At 70.8% G+C, this 19,251-nt stretch carries 7 protein-coding genes; all 7 read right to left on the bottom strand.

Annotated features, from left to right (window positions below; translation table 11 throughout):
• Window positions 1-248 precede the first annotated feature (248 nt).
• The 7 genes from ACFWN2_RS12365 to ACFWN2_RS12335 are packed head-to-tail and all read right to left on the bottom strand — an operon-like array spanning window position 249 to window position 19,075.
• On the bottom strand, window positions 249-479 hold the full coding sequence (locus ACFWN2_RS12365) for an MbtH family protein (protein ID WP_382427011.1): 231 nt from the start codon (window positions 477-479) through the stop codon (window positions 249-251).
• Window positions 480-492: 13 nt separating this feature from the next.
• Entirely contained in the window at window positions 493-1,524 is a 1,032-nt protein-coding gene (gene gntD / locus ACFWN2_RS12360; RefSeq protein WP_382427010.1) for a guanitoxin biosynthesis L-enduracididine beta-hydroxylase GntD, read from the bottom strand.
• The gene (gene vioD / locus ACFWN2_RS12355; protein WP_382427009.1) at window positions 1,511-2,629 is read right to left on the bottom strand and encodes a capreomycidine synthase; all 1,119 of its coding nucleotides are present in this window, start codon (window positions 2,627-2,629) and stop codon (window positions 1,511-1,513) included. Before vioD ends, gntD (ACFWN2_RS12360) begins: the two co-directional genes overlap by 14 nt.
• Before the next feature lie 14 nt (window positions 2,630-2,643).
• Complete coding sequence (locus tag ACFWN2_RS12350; RefSeq protein WP_382427008.1) at window positions 2,644-4,428, bottom strand: ABC transporter ATP-binding protein; 1,785 nt, start codon at window positions 4,426-4,428, stop codon at window positions 2,644-2,646.
• Window positions 4,421-6,268, bottom strand: a complete 1,848-nt coding sequence (locus ACFWN2_RS12345; RefSeq protein ID WP_382427006.1) for an ABC transporter ATP-binding protein — start codon at window positions 6,266-6,268, stop codon at window positions 4,421-4,423. The genes ACFWN2_RS12350 and ACFWN2_RS12345 overlap by 8 nt, the downstream gene beginning before the upstream one ends.
• A 14-nt stretch (window positions 6,269-6,282) precedes the next feature.
• On the bottom strand, window positions 6,283-7,293 hold the full coding sequence (gene gntD / locus ACFWN2_RS12340) for a guanitoxin biosynthesis L-enduracididine beta-hydroxylase GntD (protein ID WP_382427004.1): 1,011 nt from the start codon (window positions 7,291-7,293) through the stop codon (window positions 6,283-6,285).
• Between the two features lie 13 nt (window positions 7,294-7,306).
• A complete protein-coding gene (locus tag ACFWN2_RS12335; RefSeq protein WP_382427454.1) occupies window positions 7,307-19,075 on the bottom strand; it encodes an amino acid adenylation domain-containing protein in 11,769 nt (3,922 codons plus the stop codon).
• Between the last annotated feature and the right edge of the window lie 176 nt (window positions 19,076-19,251).

Raw genomic sequence — 19,251 nt, 5'->3', positions numbered from 1 at the left:
CGGCATCCCCGCGACACACCGGCAGGCGCGGCTCCGCCCACTCCGGTCACGACCGCAGGGACGGCCCCACCGGCGGACGCCGCCTGCACCCGGCGGCCCACCGGCACAACAGCAGCCGCCGCCCAACCAGCATCCCGGCACAACAGCAGCCGCCGCCCAACCAGCATCCCGGCACAACAGCAGGCGCGGCCCCACCGGCATCCCCGGCGAGGCCGCGCCCCACAGCACCTATCCCGTCACCAACCGGATCACCGACCGGCGGCCTGCCGGTCCAACTGTTCCCGCACGCTGCGCGGCCGCATGTCCGTCCAGTGCGTGTTCACGTAGTCGAGGCACGACTGGCGGGTCTCCTCGCCGTGCACGACGGTCCAGCCGTCCGGAACGGTCGCCAGCGTGGCTGGCCACAGGGCGTGCTGGTCCTCGGCGTTGACGACCACGAAGAAGCGGCCGTCCTCATCGTCGAAAGGGCTCGTGCGCATCTCGAAATCCTGACTAGTAGATGGTGCGGTCGTCGGCGGTGCGGCGGTGGGCGCGCGACTTGCGGAGGTCGCGGGCGATGTTCAGGCGGGTCAGCCAGCGGTCGGTGCCGTCGAAACGGGCCGTGAACGGCTCACGGCCGTGGGTGCCGCGGTAGTTGTCGAGGAACAGGACCTCGCCGGGCTTCAACGCGTAACCGGTGATGGCGGCGTCGATCGCCTTGACGATCGTGTCCAGCGCGGCGGCGGCCTCGGGGTCGGAGGCCGGGACCTCCATGAAGTACGGGTCGAGGCGCAGGTACGGCTCCTCCTGCGGGCCGAACAGGACGGCGATGGGCTCCGGGTGGGCGTCCAGGCCGGAGATCCACTCGTAGCTGCGGTCGCGCAGGCGGCGCAGCTGCTCGTCGCCGTCGTCGTTCTGACGGTTGGCGGCGAGGTGCGAGCGGTCCGGGCGGATCGGGAACCGTTCCTGGCGCAGCACCTCGACGACGTCCTCCGGCAGCTCGACGCCGTCCAGGGAGCCGTACGTGGTGTTGACGCCGTCCGGGTTGCGCAGGCACATGAGGCCCACGTAGTCCGTGCGCATCGGGTGGAACGCGTCCTCGATGTGCCACGTCAGCAGCTCTTCGCTGCCCGAGCCGAGCTGCTCGTACTGGTGCTCCTTGATGGGGAACACGTCGTGCAGCAGCCGGCCGTCCTGCTGGGTGGACCAGGCGATCGGGTCGCCGAGCAGGGACGCGCACAGGTAGAAGAACAGGTCCTCCGCGAGCGTGGGCCTGCCTTCACCGCCGCAGTCCTTCCAGTGCGCGGGCGTCGGGCCGATGCGGTCGTTGTCGATCCGGTAGCCGCCGATGACGCACAACGGGTGCGGCTCGGTCAGGCGGAACTCCAGCAGGCCCGCACGCAGGGCGCGGGGCAGTTCGTGCGCGATGACCGTGGCCTCGCGCACGAACGCCGGGTCCTCCACCGTGCCGTACCTCGACGCCAGCGAGGCGACGAGGGCGTCGGCCTCGGCGACGTCCGATTCGGACAGGTCAATTCTGAACACGGGCCTTCTCCCCCACTAGTGCGAGCGTTTCGAGGCCTCGGGCGAACGAGGCGGCGGGACCGCCGTAACCCAGGCGGACGCGGGTCGGGTCCCCGAAGCACGTCCCCGGAACGAGGAGCGTGCGGTGCTGACGTGCCAGTTCGTGGCAGAAATCGGTGGTGTCGGCGTGGCCGAGGAGCTGCGGGAACGTGGACGCGCCGCCCATCGGCTCCGGCAGGTCGATCAGGTCCGGGTGCTCGGCGGCCCACTTGCGCAGCAGCGCCAGGTTCCTGCGGGCGTTGTCCATGCGCGGACCCACCAGCAGATCGGCGTTCTGAGCCACACGGGTGGCGAGCAGCTCCACCAACGGCGACAGGTGCAACGTCATCCGGTCGCGCAGGTCGAGCGTGCCGCGCAGGACGTCCTCCGGGCCGATCGCCCAGCCGACCCGCAGCCCCGGCAGGCCGTAGCCCTTCGACAGCGTGCCGATCGAGACGGCCTTGTCGTAGTCGTGGACAGGGTCGACCAGCGGCTCGCCCTCCACGACCATCTCGCGGAAGGCCTGGTCCCACACCAGGTACGCGCCGGCCTCCCGGCAGATCTCGACGAACTCGTCGCGCTGCTCCGGCGTGAGCGACGCGCCCGTCGGGTTGTGCGGGAAGTTCACGACGACGGCCTTCGCGCCGTCGATGACCGCGCGCAGGTCGTCCAGGTCGGGGCGGAAGCCGTTCTCCGGCCTCAACGGCCACACGCGCAGGTCGCAGCCCATCGTCCGGGCGATCGACGTGTGCGTGTGGTAGGTCGGCTCGGTGACGACCACGGAGTCGGTGGGCTCCAGCAACGTGCTCAGCACGAGGTAGATCGCCTCGCTGCCGCCGTGCGTGACCATGACCTTGTCCGGGTCGCCGGTCCCCCACTGGCGGGCGATGGCCGTGCGCACTTCCTCGCCGCCGAACGACGTGCTGTCGCGGAACACCACGGCGTCGAGCTCGTCGGCTCCGATGCCGAGCAGCGCCCGCAGGTCGGCGAGCGAGTAGTCCTCGACCCCGCTGCTGCCGATGTCGTCGTCCACCGCGAAGTAGTACAGACGCATCCAGTCCTCTAGAGGTGCTGGTTCGAACTTCATTCGGACGGCTCCTTTCAGCGGTAGGCCGAGGACTGCAGGTCGTACAGCTCGGCGTAGAGGTCGGGGTGGGCCATCAGGTCCTCGTGGCTGCCCATCTCGCGGATGCGGCCGCCGTCGAGCACGACGATCAGGTCCGCCATGCGCACGGTCGAGAACCGGTGCGACACGAGGAGAGTCACCGTTCCGCGTGACTTGCCCTCGCGGGCGGCCTCGGCGAACCGCTCGAACAACGCGTGCTCGGTCTGCGGGTCCAGAGCGGCGGTCGGCTCGTCGAACACGGCCAGCAACGGGTCGGTGCGCAGCAGGCCGCGGGCGAGCGCCAGCTTCTGCCACTGCCCGCCGGACAGCTCGACACCGCCGTCCCACTCCCGGCCGAGCTGCGTGTCGAGTCCGTGCGGCAGACCGTCCACAACGGACGTCGCTCCAGCGCGTGCCAGAGCTCCTTGCAGAGCGACGTCGTCGTTGATCCGCGTGGTGTCGGCGATCCCGATCGCCTCGCGGGCCGGCAGCCGCAGCTCCACGAAGTCCTGGAAGGCACCGGTGAGCCTGGCCCGCCACTGCGGGACGGGGAAGCGGCGCAGGTCGACGCCGTCGACCTGGATCTTGCCGTCGTCCGGTTCGTAGAAGTCGCACAACAACTTCACGAGCGTGGACTTGCCCGCGCCGTTCTCGCCCACCAGCGCCACCACGGCTCCGGCGGGCAGGTGCAGCGAGACGCCGTCGAGCACGGTCCGCTCGCTACCGGGGTAGCGGTAGGTGACGTCGACGAGGTCGATGCCGCGGTTCAGCGTCGCGGGCGGCGCCACCGGTTCGTCGGGCTCCTTGGCGGCCTCGGCGGCGAACCGCTCCAGCCAGAGGTAGCGCTTCGCCTGTTTGACGCACCACAGGAAGTCGCCGCTGTAGCCGACGGACGTGGCGACGACCGCGGCCATCTCGATCGTCAGGGCGACGACCAGCACGACGTCACCGGGACTCGCCTTGCCGTCGACGGCGAGCCAGACCACCAGAGCGATCGCGCCGAAGAACCCGGCCGCGTTGATCACGGCGTCGATGCTCTTCAACGCGGCGCCGCGCCAGGCAGCGCGGTTGCGGGTGTCCAGCACCTCGTCGGACACCTGGTGGTGCCGGCGGACCAGTTCGCGGGTGAGCCCGAAGATCCGCAGCTCCTTGCCGGCACCGGCAGTCGTGCCGATGTCGAACAGGTGGCGGCGCAGCCGCTCGGGTTCGCCGGTGTCCTCCTGCGCGTCCACCGCGAGGTCGTTGGCCCGGCTGGTGATCCACAGCGAGATGAACGCCAGCAGCGCCAGCGAGATCAGTGCCGGGTGGACGTCCGCGAGCAGCAACGCCGTGGTGCCGAAGCCCACGATCGCGCTGATCAGGCCGGCCGTCGCGTTGGTCATCTCGGCGAGGCTCTCGCGCTCCTCGCGCAGGAGCTGGATCTGGTCGAGGTACTTCGGGTGCTCGTGCGGGGCGAGACTGGCGATCCCGCCGAGCAGGCGCATCAACGTCCTGTCCGACAACGCCTGCGTGCGTTCCAGGACCGCGAAGACGCAGTGGGCGTTGTAGTACTGGGCGACGATGAGCAACCCGGTCGCGGCGGCGATGCCGAACCCGGCGGTGAGCGCGCCTTCGAGATCGCTGTCCGCGGCCGCGTCCACGAGGGTGGCGGCGCTGTAGGCGATCAACGGCCCGGTGAGCGCGAGCGCGATCTCCGTGACGATCTGGAAGACCGCGTGCCAGCGCGCCGCCCGGAACCCGAAGCTGATGGTGGTGAGGAAAGCCCTCCAGGTGTCACGCATCGGTGCCTCCCACCGGCTGGAAGCGCTCCGCCTGCAGGCGGAACAGGTGGGCGTAACGGCCGTCGAGGTCCATCAGCTCGTCGTGACCGCCGGCCTCGATCGCCTGGCCCTCGGACACGACCACGATCCGGTCCGCGCGCCGCACGGTGGAGAAGCGGTGCGAGATGATGATCGTGGTGAGGCCCTGCGTGAGGTCCAGGAACCGTTCGTACAGCTCGGCTTCCGCCCGCACGTCCAGAGCGGCCGCGGGCTCGTCGAGCACGAGGACCTTGGCGCCCGCCTCGACGGCGAACATCGCGCGGGCCAGTGCGACGCGCTGCCACTGCCCGCCGGAGAGGTCGACGCCGTCGCTGTAGGCCTGCGACAGCACGGTGTCCCAGCCCTTCGGCAGCGACTCGATCAGGTCGCCGATCCCTGCCCGTTCGGCGGCGCGGCGCAGCATGTCCTCGTCGCCCGCGTGCTCGGGGGCGCCGAGGCCGATGTTGTCGCGCACCGGCAGGTGGTAGCGGGTGAAGTCCTGGAACAGCACGGCGACGCGCCTGCGCCACTCCTCCGGGTCGAGGCTCGCCAGGTCGGCGCCGTCGACCGTGATCTTGCCGCCGGTGGGCTCGTAGAACCCGGCCAGCAGCTTCACGAGCGAGGTCTTGCCCGCGCCGTTGTCGCCGACGATCGCCAGCGACCTCCCCGCCGGGATGACGAGGTCCAGTCCCTTGTGGACGTCCCGCTCACCGCCGGGATATCTGAAGTGCACGCCCTCGTAACGGATCTCCTGCGCGGGAACGTCCGCACCGACCGGCAACCCGGACTGCGGAGGCCCGCTCTCGGCGAGCCGCTTCTCCAGGGAGAGCAGCTTCGGCACGGTGACGGCCGCGTTGGACAGGTACAGGTGCTCGTCACCGACCGCGTACTCGTTCGCGTTGGCCAGTGCCTCCACGAACACCGCGAGCGCGGCCAGCGTCAGGTTCCCCTGCACCGCCGCATAAGCCAGCAGGCCGTACGACAGCACGTTGATGACCATGATCGCCGAGGCGGACCCGACCACCATGCCGGGGCGGGGGCGGCGTGCCTTGCGGATCGGTCCGATCCCCGCCTGCCACAACGTGTCGAAGCGGTGCACGAGCCAGTCGAGCACGCCCCACAGGCGCACCTCCTTGGCCGGCGGCGGGTCGAGCGCGAGGTCGCGGACGTACTCGGCCTGGCGGAGCTGGGCGCTCTGCCCGAAGCCCTCCTCGCCGACCCGCAGGTAGTCGCGCTGCATCCGGTAGACGATGATCGGCCAGACCACCAGCCACAGCGCGCCGAGCCACCAGTGGAACCAGGTGAGCACGGCAGCCGAGCCGATCGCCCGCAGCCACGACGTGAGCACCTCGGGCAGTGCCTCGACGGTCTGGCCCGGCCGGTGCGCGCTCATGCCGAGGCCCCGCACGATGCGGACCTCGTCGACCACGTCGGAGTCCTCGAGGTGCGCGATGCCCCTCGGCTTGCCCAGCGCGGTGAGCACGACCTCCTGCAGGTACCTGTCGACGTCGCGGCCGAGCGTCGACACGGCGGCCCGCAGCAGCGGTGACGTGAGGCGTTCGACCAGGATCGCGACCGCGACGGCGGCCAGCAGCGTGCTCACCCGGTCGGCGGCCGGTGAGTCCGCACCGCCTCTCGCGGCGTCCGGGATGGCGCCGATGAGCAGACCGGTGAGGACCGCGATCCCGATGGGCAGGGCGGCGCTCACCACCACGCCGCCCGCCAGGAGCACCGTGCGCGGCCGGCTGACCCGTGGCAGGACCCGGAGGACGGCGAGGATGCCCCTGGCGGTGGGCGGGAGGTTGTGGAGCGGGTTCGGCATGACTTCCGTATCCGTCAGATGAGGCGTGCGGTCGCCGAGGCGCGCCGCTCGTGGGACTTCCGCAGGTCGGTCGTGATGCTGACCCGCTTGAGCCAGCGGTCCGTGCCGTCGTAATGGGCCTGGAACGCCTGCCTGCCGTGCGCGAGGCGGTGGTTGTTGATGATCAGCACGTCACCGGGCGTCAGCGCGACGTCCAGGCACGACGCCTCCAGGAGGTCGCTGACGGCCTGCAACGCCCTGCGCGCGGCCGGGTCCGTCGGCGTCTCCATGAAGTACGGGTCGATGCGGATGTACGGGTGCTCGCGCGACCCGTAGAGCACCGCGACGCGGTTGTCGTCGGCCTTCATGTCGTCGATCTCGGAGAACTCGGCGTCGACGCCCTTGGTGACGTTGTGCTTCGCCAGGTGCGAGTCGTCCGGCCGGATCAGGAAGTTCGGCTCGTGCAGCAGCTCGAGGATGTCCGCGTCGAGCGACCGGAGGTCGGGCTCCGACACGATCGTCGCGACCTGGTCGGGGTTGCGCAGGCACTCCAGCAGCAGGTAGTCCGCGCGCCACGGGTGGAACGCGTCCTCGGTGTGCAGCGTGAGCGTGTCGGTGCTGCCGATCCCCATCTGCTCGGTCTCGAAACCCTTGATGGGGAAGATGTCGTGCACGAGCCGGGCGTCCTGCTGGGTCTTCCAGCCGAACGGCTCACCGAGCAGGGATCCGTGCAGCAGCAGGAGGATCTCCTCGGCGAACTCCGGGGACGGCGTCGGGCGGCCGCGCCAGTGCTCCGGCGTCGGGCCGACACGCGCGTCGTCGATGTTGTGACCGCGGACGACGGCGTAGCCCAGCTCGTCCTCCAGCGCGAAGTCGCGCAGGAAGCGGCGCTGGCCCACGGGCAGTTCGGCGGCGAGCAGCGGCAGGTCGCGCAGCAGCTGCTCGTCCGCCGGGCCCGAGTACTCCTTGGCGATGCGCAGCGTCAGGTTCTCGGCCTCCGCGGCCTCTTCCGACGACAGGGTGTAGATCCGTTTGGGCGTGGACAAGGACTGCTCCCCCTCAATTGCTGTCTGGGAGTGCGATGAGGGCCTCTGCGGCTTCCCGGAAGCGGGATGCGACCCGTCGCACGGTTTCGGTGCGGTGAAGGTTGGTGCTGTGGTGCCATTCGACGAGGAGCTCTCCCTCGCCGGAACGCTCGATCTCCAGGTGCAGCGCGTACGGACGAACACCTCCGCTGGTGCTGTCGCCGCACAGGTCACCCGGTAGTTCGTCGACGATGAGGCCCCTGACCTCGTCGTCGTTCACGGCGTCGAGCCCGCCCGTGAAGTTGATGTTGATCTGACGGTCGGGCGCGGCGCGCAGGCGGCGCACCTCCTGGTCGTCGGCCGTCAGGTGGCGCAACGCGCCGTAGCCGACTCCGTGCCGTGGCAAGGACTTCAGGCTTTCCCGTGCCGCTTCGACGACTCCGGCGCCGTCGCTCAGGTCGTCGTGCCGGAGCACCACCGGGTGCACCGAGGTGAACCAGCCGACCGTGCGGGACAGGTCCGTGCCCGGTGCGACGCTCTCGCGGCCGTGGTGTTCGAGGTCGACGACGACCGTGTCGGTGCCGACCCACTCCCCCAGCGTCTGGTGCAGCGCGGCCAGAACGATGTCGAGCACCCTGGCGTTGGGCAGGCTTCCCGAGTCGAGCGCGACCTCGACGACCGCGGCCGAGTCCTCGGTGTTGGCACCGGTGGCGTCGACCGGCAGCGTGAAGGGCGTCTCCGCCTTCTCCAGCCAGTACGGCAGTTCGGCGCGGACCTCGTCGCTGTCCGCGAAGGTGGTGACCGACTCGGCCCACCTGCGGAACGACGTCGTCTTCGGCGGCAGCTCGTCACCCTGGTAGGCGGCGTCGAGGTCCTCCAGCAGGACGTTCCACGACACGCCGTCGACCACCAGGTGGTGCGCGACCAGGCCGAGGTGGGCGGGTTCGTCACCGCGGTCGAACAGGATCGCGGCCACCAGCGGCCCGTTCTCGAGGTCCAGCGAGCGTTGCAGCGCGTCCATGTGCTGCTGGGCATCGCCTCGGACGACCTCGAACCTGGCCGCCTCACCCGGTTCCACGACGTGCTGGTGCCAGCCGTCGGGCCCGTGGTGCAGGCGGGTGCGCAGGGCGTCGTGGTGCGTGACGACCGTGTTGAGCGCGGCGGCGAGCCTGCCGGCGTCGACGCCCGGCTCCAGCTCGAAGAGCCCGGACCAGTTCCAGTGGTTCCGGTCGTCGATGGTGGCGTTGGTGAACCACCGCTGGATGGGCGTGAGCGGCACCGGCCCGGTGGCCGGCCCCTCGTCGATCGTCGCGGGAACCGTTGCCACGGCGGCGAGTTCGGCGACCGTCTGGTGGGTGAACAGGTCCGCGACCGCGAGGCCGAGACCCGCGGCACGAGCCCGTGCCACCACCTGCAGGCTGGCGATCGAGTCGCCACCCAGGTCGAAGAAGTTGTCGTGCACACCGACGCGGTCGGCACCGAGCAACTTCGCCCAGATCTCCGTGAGAGCGCGTTCCTGGTCGTTGCGCGGGGCGACGAACTCCTGGTCCTCCTCGGGCGCGGCCGGTTCGGGCAGGGCACGGCGGTCGAGCTTGCCGTTGGCGGTCAACGGAAGCGCGTCGAGCGTCACGAACGCGGTTGGCACCAGGTAGTCGGGCAGCCGCTCGCGCAGGAACGCGCGCAACTCTCCGGTCTCGGCGTCGGTGACCACGTAGGCCACCAGCCGCTTCCCGGTCCCCGACGCCGTGGCGACGACAGCCGCCGCCCGCACACCCTCGTGAGTGCTCAGCAGTGCCTCGACCTCACCGGGCTCGACCCGGAAGCCCCGGATCTTGACCTGGTCGTCAGCGCGGCCGAGGAACTCCAGCGTCCCGTCGGCACGCCACCGGGCCCGGTCTCCCGTGCGGTACAGGCGTTCGCCCTGCTGTGTCGGGTCGGGAACGAACCGTTCCGCGGTGAGGTCCGCACGGCCGACGTACCCGCGCGCCACACCCGGACCACCGACGAACAGCTCGCCGGCGACACCGGGCGGCACCACCTGGAGCCACGAGTCGAGCACGAACGCCCGCATGCCCGCGAACGGCCGGCCGATCGGCACCTGCGTGGTGACACCGTTGAGGGTGTGGATGGTGCACGTCATGGTGGTCTCAGTGGGCCCGTAGGCGTTCACGATCCGCAGGTCCGGCCGCCGTTCGCGAGCCGTGCGGGCGTGCTGTGCCTGCAGGGCGTCACCACCGACCACGAGCAGCCGCAGGCCGTCGAGCACGTCGGGCGAGGTCTCGACCAGCTGGTGGAAGAGGCCCGTCGTGAGCAGCGACGCCGTGATGTCGTTGTCCCGCAGGAACTTGCCGACGTCCATCCGCTCGGCGACGTCGGCGGGGCCGACGACGAGGGTGGCGCCGTTGAGCAGGGCCAGCCAGATCTCGAACGCACCGGTGTCGAAGCCGATGCCCGCGAGGTGCGAGACGACGTCGCCGGGTTCCACGCGCACGGCCGGGTCGGTGACGACCCTGGCCACGCCCTCGTGGGTCAGCGACACGCCCTTCGGGACTCCGGTGGAGCCGGAGGTGAACAGCACGTACAGCTCGCTGTCGGGGGCGCCGGCAACAGGAAGCGACCGGTCGTTCTGCGGAACCTCCAGAACGTTCACGTCGAGAACGCGAACTCGGGGGATGTCGAGCGGCCACTCCCGGTCCGTGACCACCACACCGACCTCGGCCGCCCCCACCATCTGCGCGAGGCGAGCCGAGTTCTGCGCCGGGTCCAGCGGCACGTAGCTGCCCCCGGCCCCGATCACCCCGAGCATCGCGACGATCAGCTCGACCCCGCGGTCCAGGTGCAGCCCGACCCGCGTGCCCACCCCCACGCCCTGCGTCCGCAACCACCGAGCCACCCCGGCGGCCCGCCGGTCGAGTTCGGCGTACGTCAACTCGCGGCCACCCCGGAGCGCGATCCGGTCCGGGTGAGCCAGCACCTGCCGTCCGAACAACGCGACCAGGTGCGCCTCCGGCATCTCGCGGGCCGCGGACGAGCTCCACTCCAGCACCTCGGCCCGCCGGTCGGCGTCCAGCAGCGCGATCTCCCGCACCGGCGTGCCCGGCGTCTCCGCGACCGTGGTCAGGATGAGCTCCAGCTGGTCGACCAGCGCCTCGACCGTCGCCGAGTCGAACGCACCCGTCGAGTACTCGCACAGCAGCGCCAGCTGGCCGTCGACGTCCACGACGAGCTTCAGCGGGTACCGGCCCTGCTCCAGCATGGCGGGCGAGTCGAACTCGTCCCCGTCGTCGTCGCCCTCGTCGTCCAGGCCACTGGGCAGGTTCTGCACCGCGACGATGCTCTCGAACAGCCTCGGCACACCGGCGATCCGCTGGATGTCGACCAACGGCGAGTGCTCGAACCGTTGTGCCGCAACCTGTCCTTCCTGGACGGTCCGCAACCACTGCTCGAACGGTGTGCGGTCGCCGGGAACCCGGATCCGCACGGGCAGCGTGTTGATGAACAGGCCGACGATCGACTCGACACCGGGCAGTGCGGCCGGGCGTCCCGACACGGTGAGTCCGAAGACGATGTCGTCGTCACCGCTGTGCGACGCCAGCAACAACGCCCACGCGGCCTGCACGACGGCGCTGATCGTGACGTGCTCGCGCCGTGCGAGCGCCTCCAGCGCGAGGGCGACGCTCTCCGGCAGTTCGCGGTGGTGCCTGCCCTGGTCCCAGTGCACTCGCGAGGTGCGGTCGACGGGCAGCGCGGTCGGCGACGTGAAGCCGTCGAGGTACTCGCGCCAGAAGTCGTCCGCCGCGGGCTGCTCCTGCAGCCACGCGATGTAGTCGCGGTACGGGCGGACCGGCGGCAGCGACTGCTTCCGGTACGCCGCCAGCACCTCGTCCCAGACGAGCGGGATGCTCCAGCCGTCGAGGTAGAGGTGGTGGAACGTGAACACGACCCACTGGCGGTCGCCACGGTCGGCCACGTACACCCGCAGCAACGGCGCGGTGGTGACGTCGAACCCGCGCCGCTGGTCGGCGTCGAGCAGGTCGTCCAGGGCAGCGCCGGGATCGGTCACGGACGTCCAGTCGAGCACCTCGAACGGCACGTCGACCTCGCCGATCACGACCTGCAGCGGTTCCTCGACGCCCTCCCACACGAACGCGCTGCGCAGCGCGGGGTGCCGTCCGACGACGGTCCGCCACGCATCGCGCAGGGCGGCGGCGTCGAGCGGCCCGCGCAGCTCGCGCACGTCCTGCGCCCAGTACACCGCGGTGTCGGCGGGCGCCTCCAGGACGTGGAACAGCATGCCCTGCTGCATGGGCGACAACGGGTACGCGTCCACGGCGCCCGGCACCCGCGCCTTGAGCGGCTCCAGGTCCGCCAACGGCTTCGCGACGACCTGCGAGCCGACCGCGACGCCGGTGTGGAGCGCGATCTGCTGGATGGTCTGGTGAGTGAAGAGGTCGGCGATCTTCAGTTCCAGGCCGGCCTCCCGCGCACGGGCCACGACCTGGAGGCTGACGATCGAGTCGCCGCCCAGCTCGAAGTAGTTGTCGTGCACGCCGACCCGTTCGACGCCGAGCACCTGCGACCACACGGCGGCCAGCGCCCGTTCGACGTCGGTGCTGGGCGCGACGCTCGTGGACTCCGGCGCCTCGGGCAACGGCAGCGCGCGCTTGTCGAGCTTCCCGTTGGAGTTCAACGGCAGCTCGTCGAGCTGCACGATCGCTGACGGCACCAGGAACTCCGGCAGCCGCTCGGCGAGGAAGCCCTTCAACTCCGCTGCATCGGCCGTGCTCACGACGTACGCGACGAGCCGCTTGCCCTGCTGCAGCTCACGAACGACCACGGCGGCGTTGGCGACCTCCGGATGTCCGGCGAGCACGTGCTCGACCTCACCGGGCTCGACCCGGAACCCGCGGATCTTGACCTGGTCGTCGGTGCGCCCGACGAAGTCGACCGCCCCGTCCGCGCCCCACTGCACCAGGTCACCGGTGCGGTACATGCGGGCGCCGGGCACGTCCGGGTCGGGAACGAACCGCTCGGCGGCCAGGTCGGCACGTCCCGCGTAGCCACGGGCCAGGCCGGTACCACCGATGTACAGCTCGCCCGGCACGCCGACGGGCGTGGGCCGCAGCCACTGGTCCAGCACGGAGAAGCGCAGGCCCCGCAACGGGTCGCCGATCGGCACGGTCGCCGGGCCGAGCCGTCCGGTGTGCATGTCGTGGAACGACGCGTACACAGTGGACTCGGTCGGCCCGTACATGTTGAAGACGCCGACGGCCGGGTTCGCGTCCAGCACCTTGCGCGCCTGGACGGGAGACATGCCCTCGCCGCCCGCGAGCACCTTGCGGTGCCCCGAGAACACGGCGGGATCGGTGTCCGCCAGCTGGTGGAACAGACCGGTGGTCATGAACGACAACGTGACGCCGTGCTCGGTGTAGAGCTTGGCGACGTCGAGCCGTTCGGCCAGGTTCGCGGGGGCGATGGCGAGGGTGGCGCCGGTCAGCAGCGCGGTCCAGATCTCCCAGGTGGAGGCGTCGAACGACACCGCCGCCATGTGCGCCACGACGTCGCCGGGGTGAGCGGCGACCGCGGGGTCGAGGACGACCCGCAGGACGCCTTCCTCGGTGACCTCGACGCCCTTGGGGACGCCGGTCGAGCCCGAGGTGAACATCGTGTAGACCAGGCGCCCCGGCACGGCGGCGAGTTCGGGCCACTCCCCAGCCGAAGTCTCCAGCTCCGCGAGATCAACGACACGCGGTCCTTCGAGCGCGTAGTCGCCACGGGACACGACCAGCTCGACACCGGCCGCCGCCTGCACGTCACGCAACCGGCTGTGCGGCAGCGCCGGGTCCAGCGGCACGTACGTCCCGCCCGCCTGCGCCACGGCGAGGATCGCGACCACGAGGTCGGCCGACCGCTCGAACCACAACCCGACACGGGTCTCGTCCCGCACACCGGCAGCACGCAGGCCAGAGGCGACGCGGGCAACCCGGTCGCCGAGTTCGGCGTAGGTCCACTCCGCGGCACCGTCCCGAACCGCCACCTGGTCGCCGAACCCGGCCACCGCCCGCCGGAACCGCTCCGCCAGCCCCACGAACGGTTCGTCCGCCGCCGGCCCCACGCCCCACCCGTCAGCAGCGGCAGGCGTCATCTCGCGCACCACGGCCAACGGCCGGCGCGCGGCAGCGGTCAGCACCTCGGCGAGCTGCCCGAGCAGTCGCTCCACAGTGGACGCGTCGAACGCGCCGGTGGAGAAGTTGGCCTCCACCTTCAGGGTCGCTTCGAGGTCGACCGCGAGGATGATCGGGTAGTGCATCTGCTCGACGGAGTCGGTCGAGGCGAACAGCTCCTCCGGGTCCTCCTCGCCCTCCTCCGGCGCCGCGCCCTGCGGGTAGTTGCCGAAGACCAGCATGCTGTCGAACAGGCCGCCCGTGGCGACGCGCTGGATGTCGGCGAGCGGCGTGTGCTCGTGCCGCTGCACCGCGACCTGGTTCTCCTGCAGGTCGCCGAGCCAGTCGGCGAACGACGTCTCCCAGGCCACGCGGACCCGCACCGGCAGCGTGTTGATGAACAGGCCGACGATCGACTCGACACCGGGCAGGTCTGCGGGCCGGCCGGACACCGTCAGGCCGAACACGACGTCGTCCTCGCCTGAGTAGGCCGCCAGCAGCACGGACCACGCCGCCTGCACGACCGTCGACAGCGTGACGCGCTGGTCACGTGCCAGCGACATCAGCGCGGTCGTGACGTCGCGGGGCAGCGCCAGTTCGCGCCGGTCCTGCGACCAGTGCTCACGCACCACGCGGTCGACCGGCAGCGGCGTCGGCGAGTCGAACCCGGCCAGGTACTCGCGCCAGAACCCCTCCGCTTCAACGGAGTCGCGCCGGCCAAGCCACGCGATGAAGTCGCGGTACGGGCGCACCGGCGGCAGCGACTCGCCCTGGTAGGCGGCCGTGACCTCGTCCCACAGCAGCGGGATGCTCCAGCCGTCGGCGTAGAGGTGGTGGAACGCCAGCAGGATCCAGTGGCGATCGCGGCCCTGCGCGACGGTGACCCGCAGCAACGGCGCCACGCTCAGGTCGCAACCACGAGCGCGGTCCTCGGCCAGCAGTTCGTCGACCGCGGCGTCGGGATCTTCGACGGACGTCCAGTCGCGCACCTCGAACGGCACCTGGACGTCGCCCACGACGACCTGCAGGGGCTCGCCCGTCCACACGAAACCGGTGCGCAGCGCGGGATGCCGGTCGAGCACGAGCTGCCACGCGGCGCGCATGGCCTCGACGTCCAGCTCACCGGTCAGCTCGCGGACGTCCTGCGTCCAGTAGACACCGCTGTCCGGCGACTCGACGGCGTGGAACAGCATGCCCTGCTGCAACGGCGACAGCGGGTAGGCGTCGACCAGTCCGGGAGTCCGCTCCACCAGAGCGTCCAAAGAGGACTGCGAGAGCGAGGCCAGCGGAACGTCCGACGGCGTCAGGCCGGAGGCACCGGACACGCAGTGCTCCGCGATCCCGGCCAGCGCGGCGACGTACTCCGAGGCGAGGCGCGCGATCGTCGAACGGTCGTGCAGGTTGGTGCTGTACTGCAGCTCCACGGACAGGGTGCCGTCGGCGGCCTGGACCACCTCGACGCCGAGCACGTGCGAGCGCAGCCCGCCGTCGCCCTCGGCCGGACCACCCAGTTCCTCGGAGAGCTCACGGGCGAACAGGCCGTCCGACTCCTCGACGGCGTCGACACCACCGAGGTAGTTGAAGACGACCGGGCGAGCGGGCGCGTCACGGAGCTGAGCGTCCCGCTCGCGCAGCACGGTGTAGCCGACACCGCGGCGCGGCACGGAACGCAGCTGCTCCTTGACCGCCTTGATCACGCCGGACACGTCGTCGAGGTCGGAGTGCCGCAGCCCCACGGGGTGGATGGCGGTGAACCAGCCGACGGTGCGGCTCAGGTCGATGCCGTCGGCGATCGGCTCGCGGCCGTGGCTCTCCAGGTCGATCGCGGCGGCACCCGCGCCCGTCCAGCGGCCGAGCACCTGCAGCAGCCCGGCGAGGAGCAGTTCGTGGCCCTGGGTGCGGTAGGCGCGGTGGGCCTGCGTGAGGAGCACCGAAGTGCTTTCCGCGTCAAGGGAAACGCGCACGGACTCGGTCGAGTCCTCGGTGTTGGGCCCGTCGAGGTCGGCCGGCACGGGCGTGGTCGTCCGCACGACGTCGCGCCACCAGGCCAGTTCGTCCTGCGGGTCGAACGCCTCCAGCGCGGCCGCCCACTCCTGGTACGAGGTGGTCTTGGGAGGCAGGACACCGCCGGAGTAGGCAGTCTCCAGGTCCTCCAGCAGGACGTTCCACGAGACCGCGTCCACGACGTAGTGGTGCACGGTGAGGCCGAACCACGCCGGCCGCTCGCCCCGGTCCACGTACACGGCGCGCAGCAGCGGACCGTCGACCAGGCTCAGCGACGTCTGCGCGGTCGTCATGGCCGCGGTGACGGCCTCGTCCAGCGCGACACCGTCGAGTCCGGTCGCGTCGAGCACGCTGACCAGTTCGGCGGTCTCGGCGGCGAGGTTCTCCTGCCCGTCCCCGACGAGGCGCAACCGCAGGGCGTCGTGGTGCGCGACGACGGTGCCGAGCGCGGCCCGCATCGTGCTCGCGGCGGTGCCCGGCTCCAGCTCGAACATGCCCGACCAGTTGAAGTGGTCGCGTTGCGGCAGTTCCTCGCGCAGGAACCAGCTCTGGATGGGCGTGAACGCCACGGGCCCGCTGACGGTGCCCTGGTCGGCCGTGGGCTCCTCCGCCGTGCTGACGCGGGCCGCGAGCTCCTGGACCGTCTGGTGGGTGAAGAGGTCCGCGATCTCCAGTCGCAGTCCGGCGGCGCGCGCCCTCGACACGATCTGGAGGCTGACGATCGAGTCGCCGCCCAGCTCGAAGAAGTTGTCGTGCACGCCGACGCGGTCGACGCCGAGCACCTGCGTCCACACCTCGGCGAGCGTGCGCTCGGCCTCCGTGCTGGGCGCTTCGTACGCGGTCGTGCGCTCGGGCGCGCCGGGGTCGGGCAGCGCCCGCACGTCCAGCTTGCCGTTGGGGTTCAACGGCAACTCGTCCATCGGCACGACCGCCGACGGCACCAGGAACTCCGGCAGGCGTTCGGCGAGGAAGCGCCGGAGGTCCGCGGGCTCCACGGTGCTGACGACGTACGCGATCAGCCGCTTGTCGTTCACGATCACGGCCGCGTTCGCGACGTCCGGGTGACCGGCGAGCACGTGCTCGACCTCGCCCGGCTCCACGCGGAAGCCGCGGATCTTGACCTGGTTGTCGGTGCGCCCCACGAAGTCGACGGCGCCGTCGGCACCCCACCGCACCAGGTCACCGGTGCGGTACATGCGGGCGCCAGGCACGTACGGGTCGGCGAGGAACCGTTCGGCGGCCAGGTCGGCACGCCCCGCGTAGCCGCGCGCCAGGCCGGTGCCGCCGATGTACAGCTCGCCCGGCACGCCGATCGGCGTCGGCTGCAACCAGCGGTCCAGCACGTAGAACCGCAGGCCGCGCAACGCGGTTCCGATCGGGACCGACGACGGACCGAGCCGCCCGGTGTGCATGTCGTGGAACGACGCGTACACAGTGGACTCGGTCGGCCCGTACATGTTGTAGATCGCCACGGACGGGTTGGCGTCGAGCACCTTGCGCGCCTGGACGGGCGACATCGCCTCGCCGCCTGCCAGCACCAGGCGGTGCCCGGAGAACACGGCCGGGTCGGTGTCCGCCAGCTGGTGGAACAGGCCGGTGGTCATGAACGACAACGTCACGTCGTGCCGCGCGAAGAGCTTGGCGACGTCCATCCGCTCGGCCAGGTTCGCCGGCGCCACGGCCAGGGTGGCGCCGCTCAGCAACGCCGTCCAGATCTCCCAGGTGGAGGCGTCGAACGACACCGCCGCCATGTGCGCGACCACGTCTCCGGGCCGTGCGGTCACTGCCGGGTCGAGGACGACGCGGACGACGCCCTCCTCGGTGACCTCGACGCCCTTGGGGACGCCGGTCGAGCCCGAGGTGAACATCGTGTAGACCAGACGTTCAGGCAGGGCAACGAGTTCGAGCCGCTCGGCCGGGCTGGTGACCAGTTCCGCGAACTCGACGACACGCGGACCGTCCAGCGCGTAGTCGCCGCGCGACACGACCAGCTCGACCCCGGCCGCCGCCTGCACGTCCCTCAACCGGCCGTGCGGCAACGCCGGGTCCAGCGGAACGTACGTCCCGCCTGCCTGCGCCACGGCGAGGATCGCGACCACCAGATCGGCCGACCGCTCGAACCACAACCCGACACGGGTCTCGTCCCGCACACCGGCCGCACCCAGGCCGGAAGCCACCCGAGCGACCCGCTCACCGAGTTCGGCGTAGGTCAGCTCGACGGCACCGTCCCGAACGGCCACCTGGCCGTCGAACTCGTCCACCGCACGCCGGAACCGTTCGGCCAGACCGACGAACTGCTCGTCCGCCGCAGGCCCCACACCCCACTCGGTCACCGGCGCGGGCGTCACCTCGCGCACGAGCTGCTCGGGACGTTCCACTGCGGCGGACAGCACGGCCTGCAGCTGGTCGAGCAGCCTGTCGACGGTGGCCTCGTCGAACGCGCCGGTCGAGAACTCGGCCTCGATCTTGAGCGTGTCCTCCAGGTCGACCGCGAACGCGATCGGGTAGTTCACCTGCTCGATCGAGTCGAGGGCACCGAAGCGGTCCTCGTCGTCGTTCTCCTCGTCCTCTTCGGACAGAAGGGCCTGCGGGTAGTTGCCGAACACGACGATGCTGTCGAAGACACCGCTGCCGCGCGGGAGTTCCGACCAGCGCTTGATGTCCGAGAGCGCGGTGAACTCGTAGCGCTGCACCGCGACCTGGTTGGCCTGCAGCTCTCCCAGCCAGTCGGCGAAGGAGTGCTCCCACGAGATGCGCACGCGCACGGGCAGCGTGTTGATGAAGACGCCGACCATCGACTCGACGCCGGGCAGGTCGGCGGGACGGCCGGACACGGTGAGGCCGTAGACGACCTCGTCGTCGCCGGAGTAGGCGGACAGCAGGAGTGCCCACGCCGCCTGGATGACCGTGGACGGAGTGACGCGCTTTCGCCGGGCCAGGTCCATGATCGACGTGGTCAGGGCCTCGGGCAGCTCGGCGTGGCGGCGGCCCTGGGCCCAGTGCTCGCGAACCGAGTGGTCGACGGGCAACGCCGTCGGGGCGTCGAAGCCGGCGAGGTAGTCGCGCCAGAACGCCTCGGCCTCGGCGCGGTCGCGCTTGCCCAGCCAGGCGATGAAGTCGCGGTAGGGGCGCACGGGTTCGAGGTCGGGGGTCGTGCCGCGGCACAGCGCGTCGTAGGTCGCGCCGACCTCTTCGAGGACGACGGGCACGCTCCAGCCGTCGCACAGTCCCGAGTAGAGCGCCCACACCATGCGGTGGTGGCTGGTGCCGTCGTTGATGACGTGCACGCGCATGAGGGGCGGCTTGGTGAGGTCGAAGCCCTGGGCGCGGTCGCGGGCGAGCAGGTCGTCGAGTGCGGCCTTCTGGTCGGCGACGGCCGTCCAGTCGTGCACCTCGAACGGCACCTGGACGTCACCCATGACGACCTGGAGCGGCTCGGGCACGCCCTCCCACACGAAACCGGTGCGCAGCACGGCGTGGCGGGCGACCACCGACTCCCACGCGCGGCGCATGGCGTCGAGGTCGAGCACCCCGTCGAACTCGTAGAGCCCCTGCGCCCAGTAGACGCCCTTGTCCGATTGCGCCTCCAGGACGTGGAAAAGCATGCCCTGCTGAACAGGCGCCAACGGATACATATCTTCGATCACAGATCCGGCCCTCCCCTGCGTCAATTTTTACACAAAAGACGCACGAAAGGGCAAGGAACTGTGCCCGTTCTGCCATAAGAAATTCCAATGGACACAGAAAAACGGCGTGCCACATTAAAATGGCACGCCGAACACAACCCTTCATCACCGTTTAAATCGTTCCC

This window comes from Lentzea sp. NPDC058436, assembly GCF_042721515.1.
GTDB lineage: Bacteria > Actinomycetota > Actinomycetes > Mycobacteriales > Pseudonocardiaceae > Lentzea.
This window is presented reverse-complemented; position numbering and strand designations above follow the sequence as displayed.

What these genes read in the sequence shown, in the direction of transcription:
- ACFWN2_RS12335 (WP_382427454.1), bottom strand. Translation starts at nt 19,075, where the DNA reads ATGTATCCGTTGGCGCCTGTTCAGCAGGGCATGCTTTTCCACGTCCTG.
- ACFWN2_RS12365 (WP_382427011.1), bottom strand. Translation starts at nt 479, where the DNA reads ATGCGCACGAGCCCTTTCGACGATGAGGACGGCCGCTTCTTCGTGGTC.
- ACFWN2_RS12350 (WP_382427008.1), bottom strand. Translation starts at nt 4,428, where the DNA reads ATGCGTGACACCTGGAGGGCTTTCCTCACCACCATCAGCTTCGGGTTC.
- vioD (WP_382427009.1), bottom strand. Translation starts at nt 2,629, where the DNA reads ATGAAGTTCGAACCAGCACCTCTAGAGGACTGGATGCGTCTGTACTAC.
- ACFWN2_RS12345 (WP_382427006.1), bottom strand. Translation starts at nt 6,268, where the DNA reads ATGCCGAACCCGCTCCACAACCTCCCGCCCACCGCCAGGGGCATCCTC.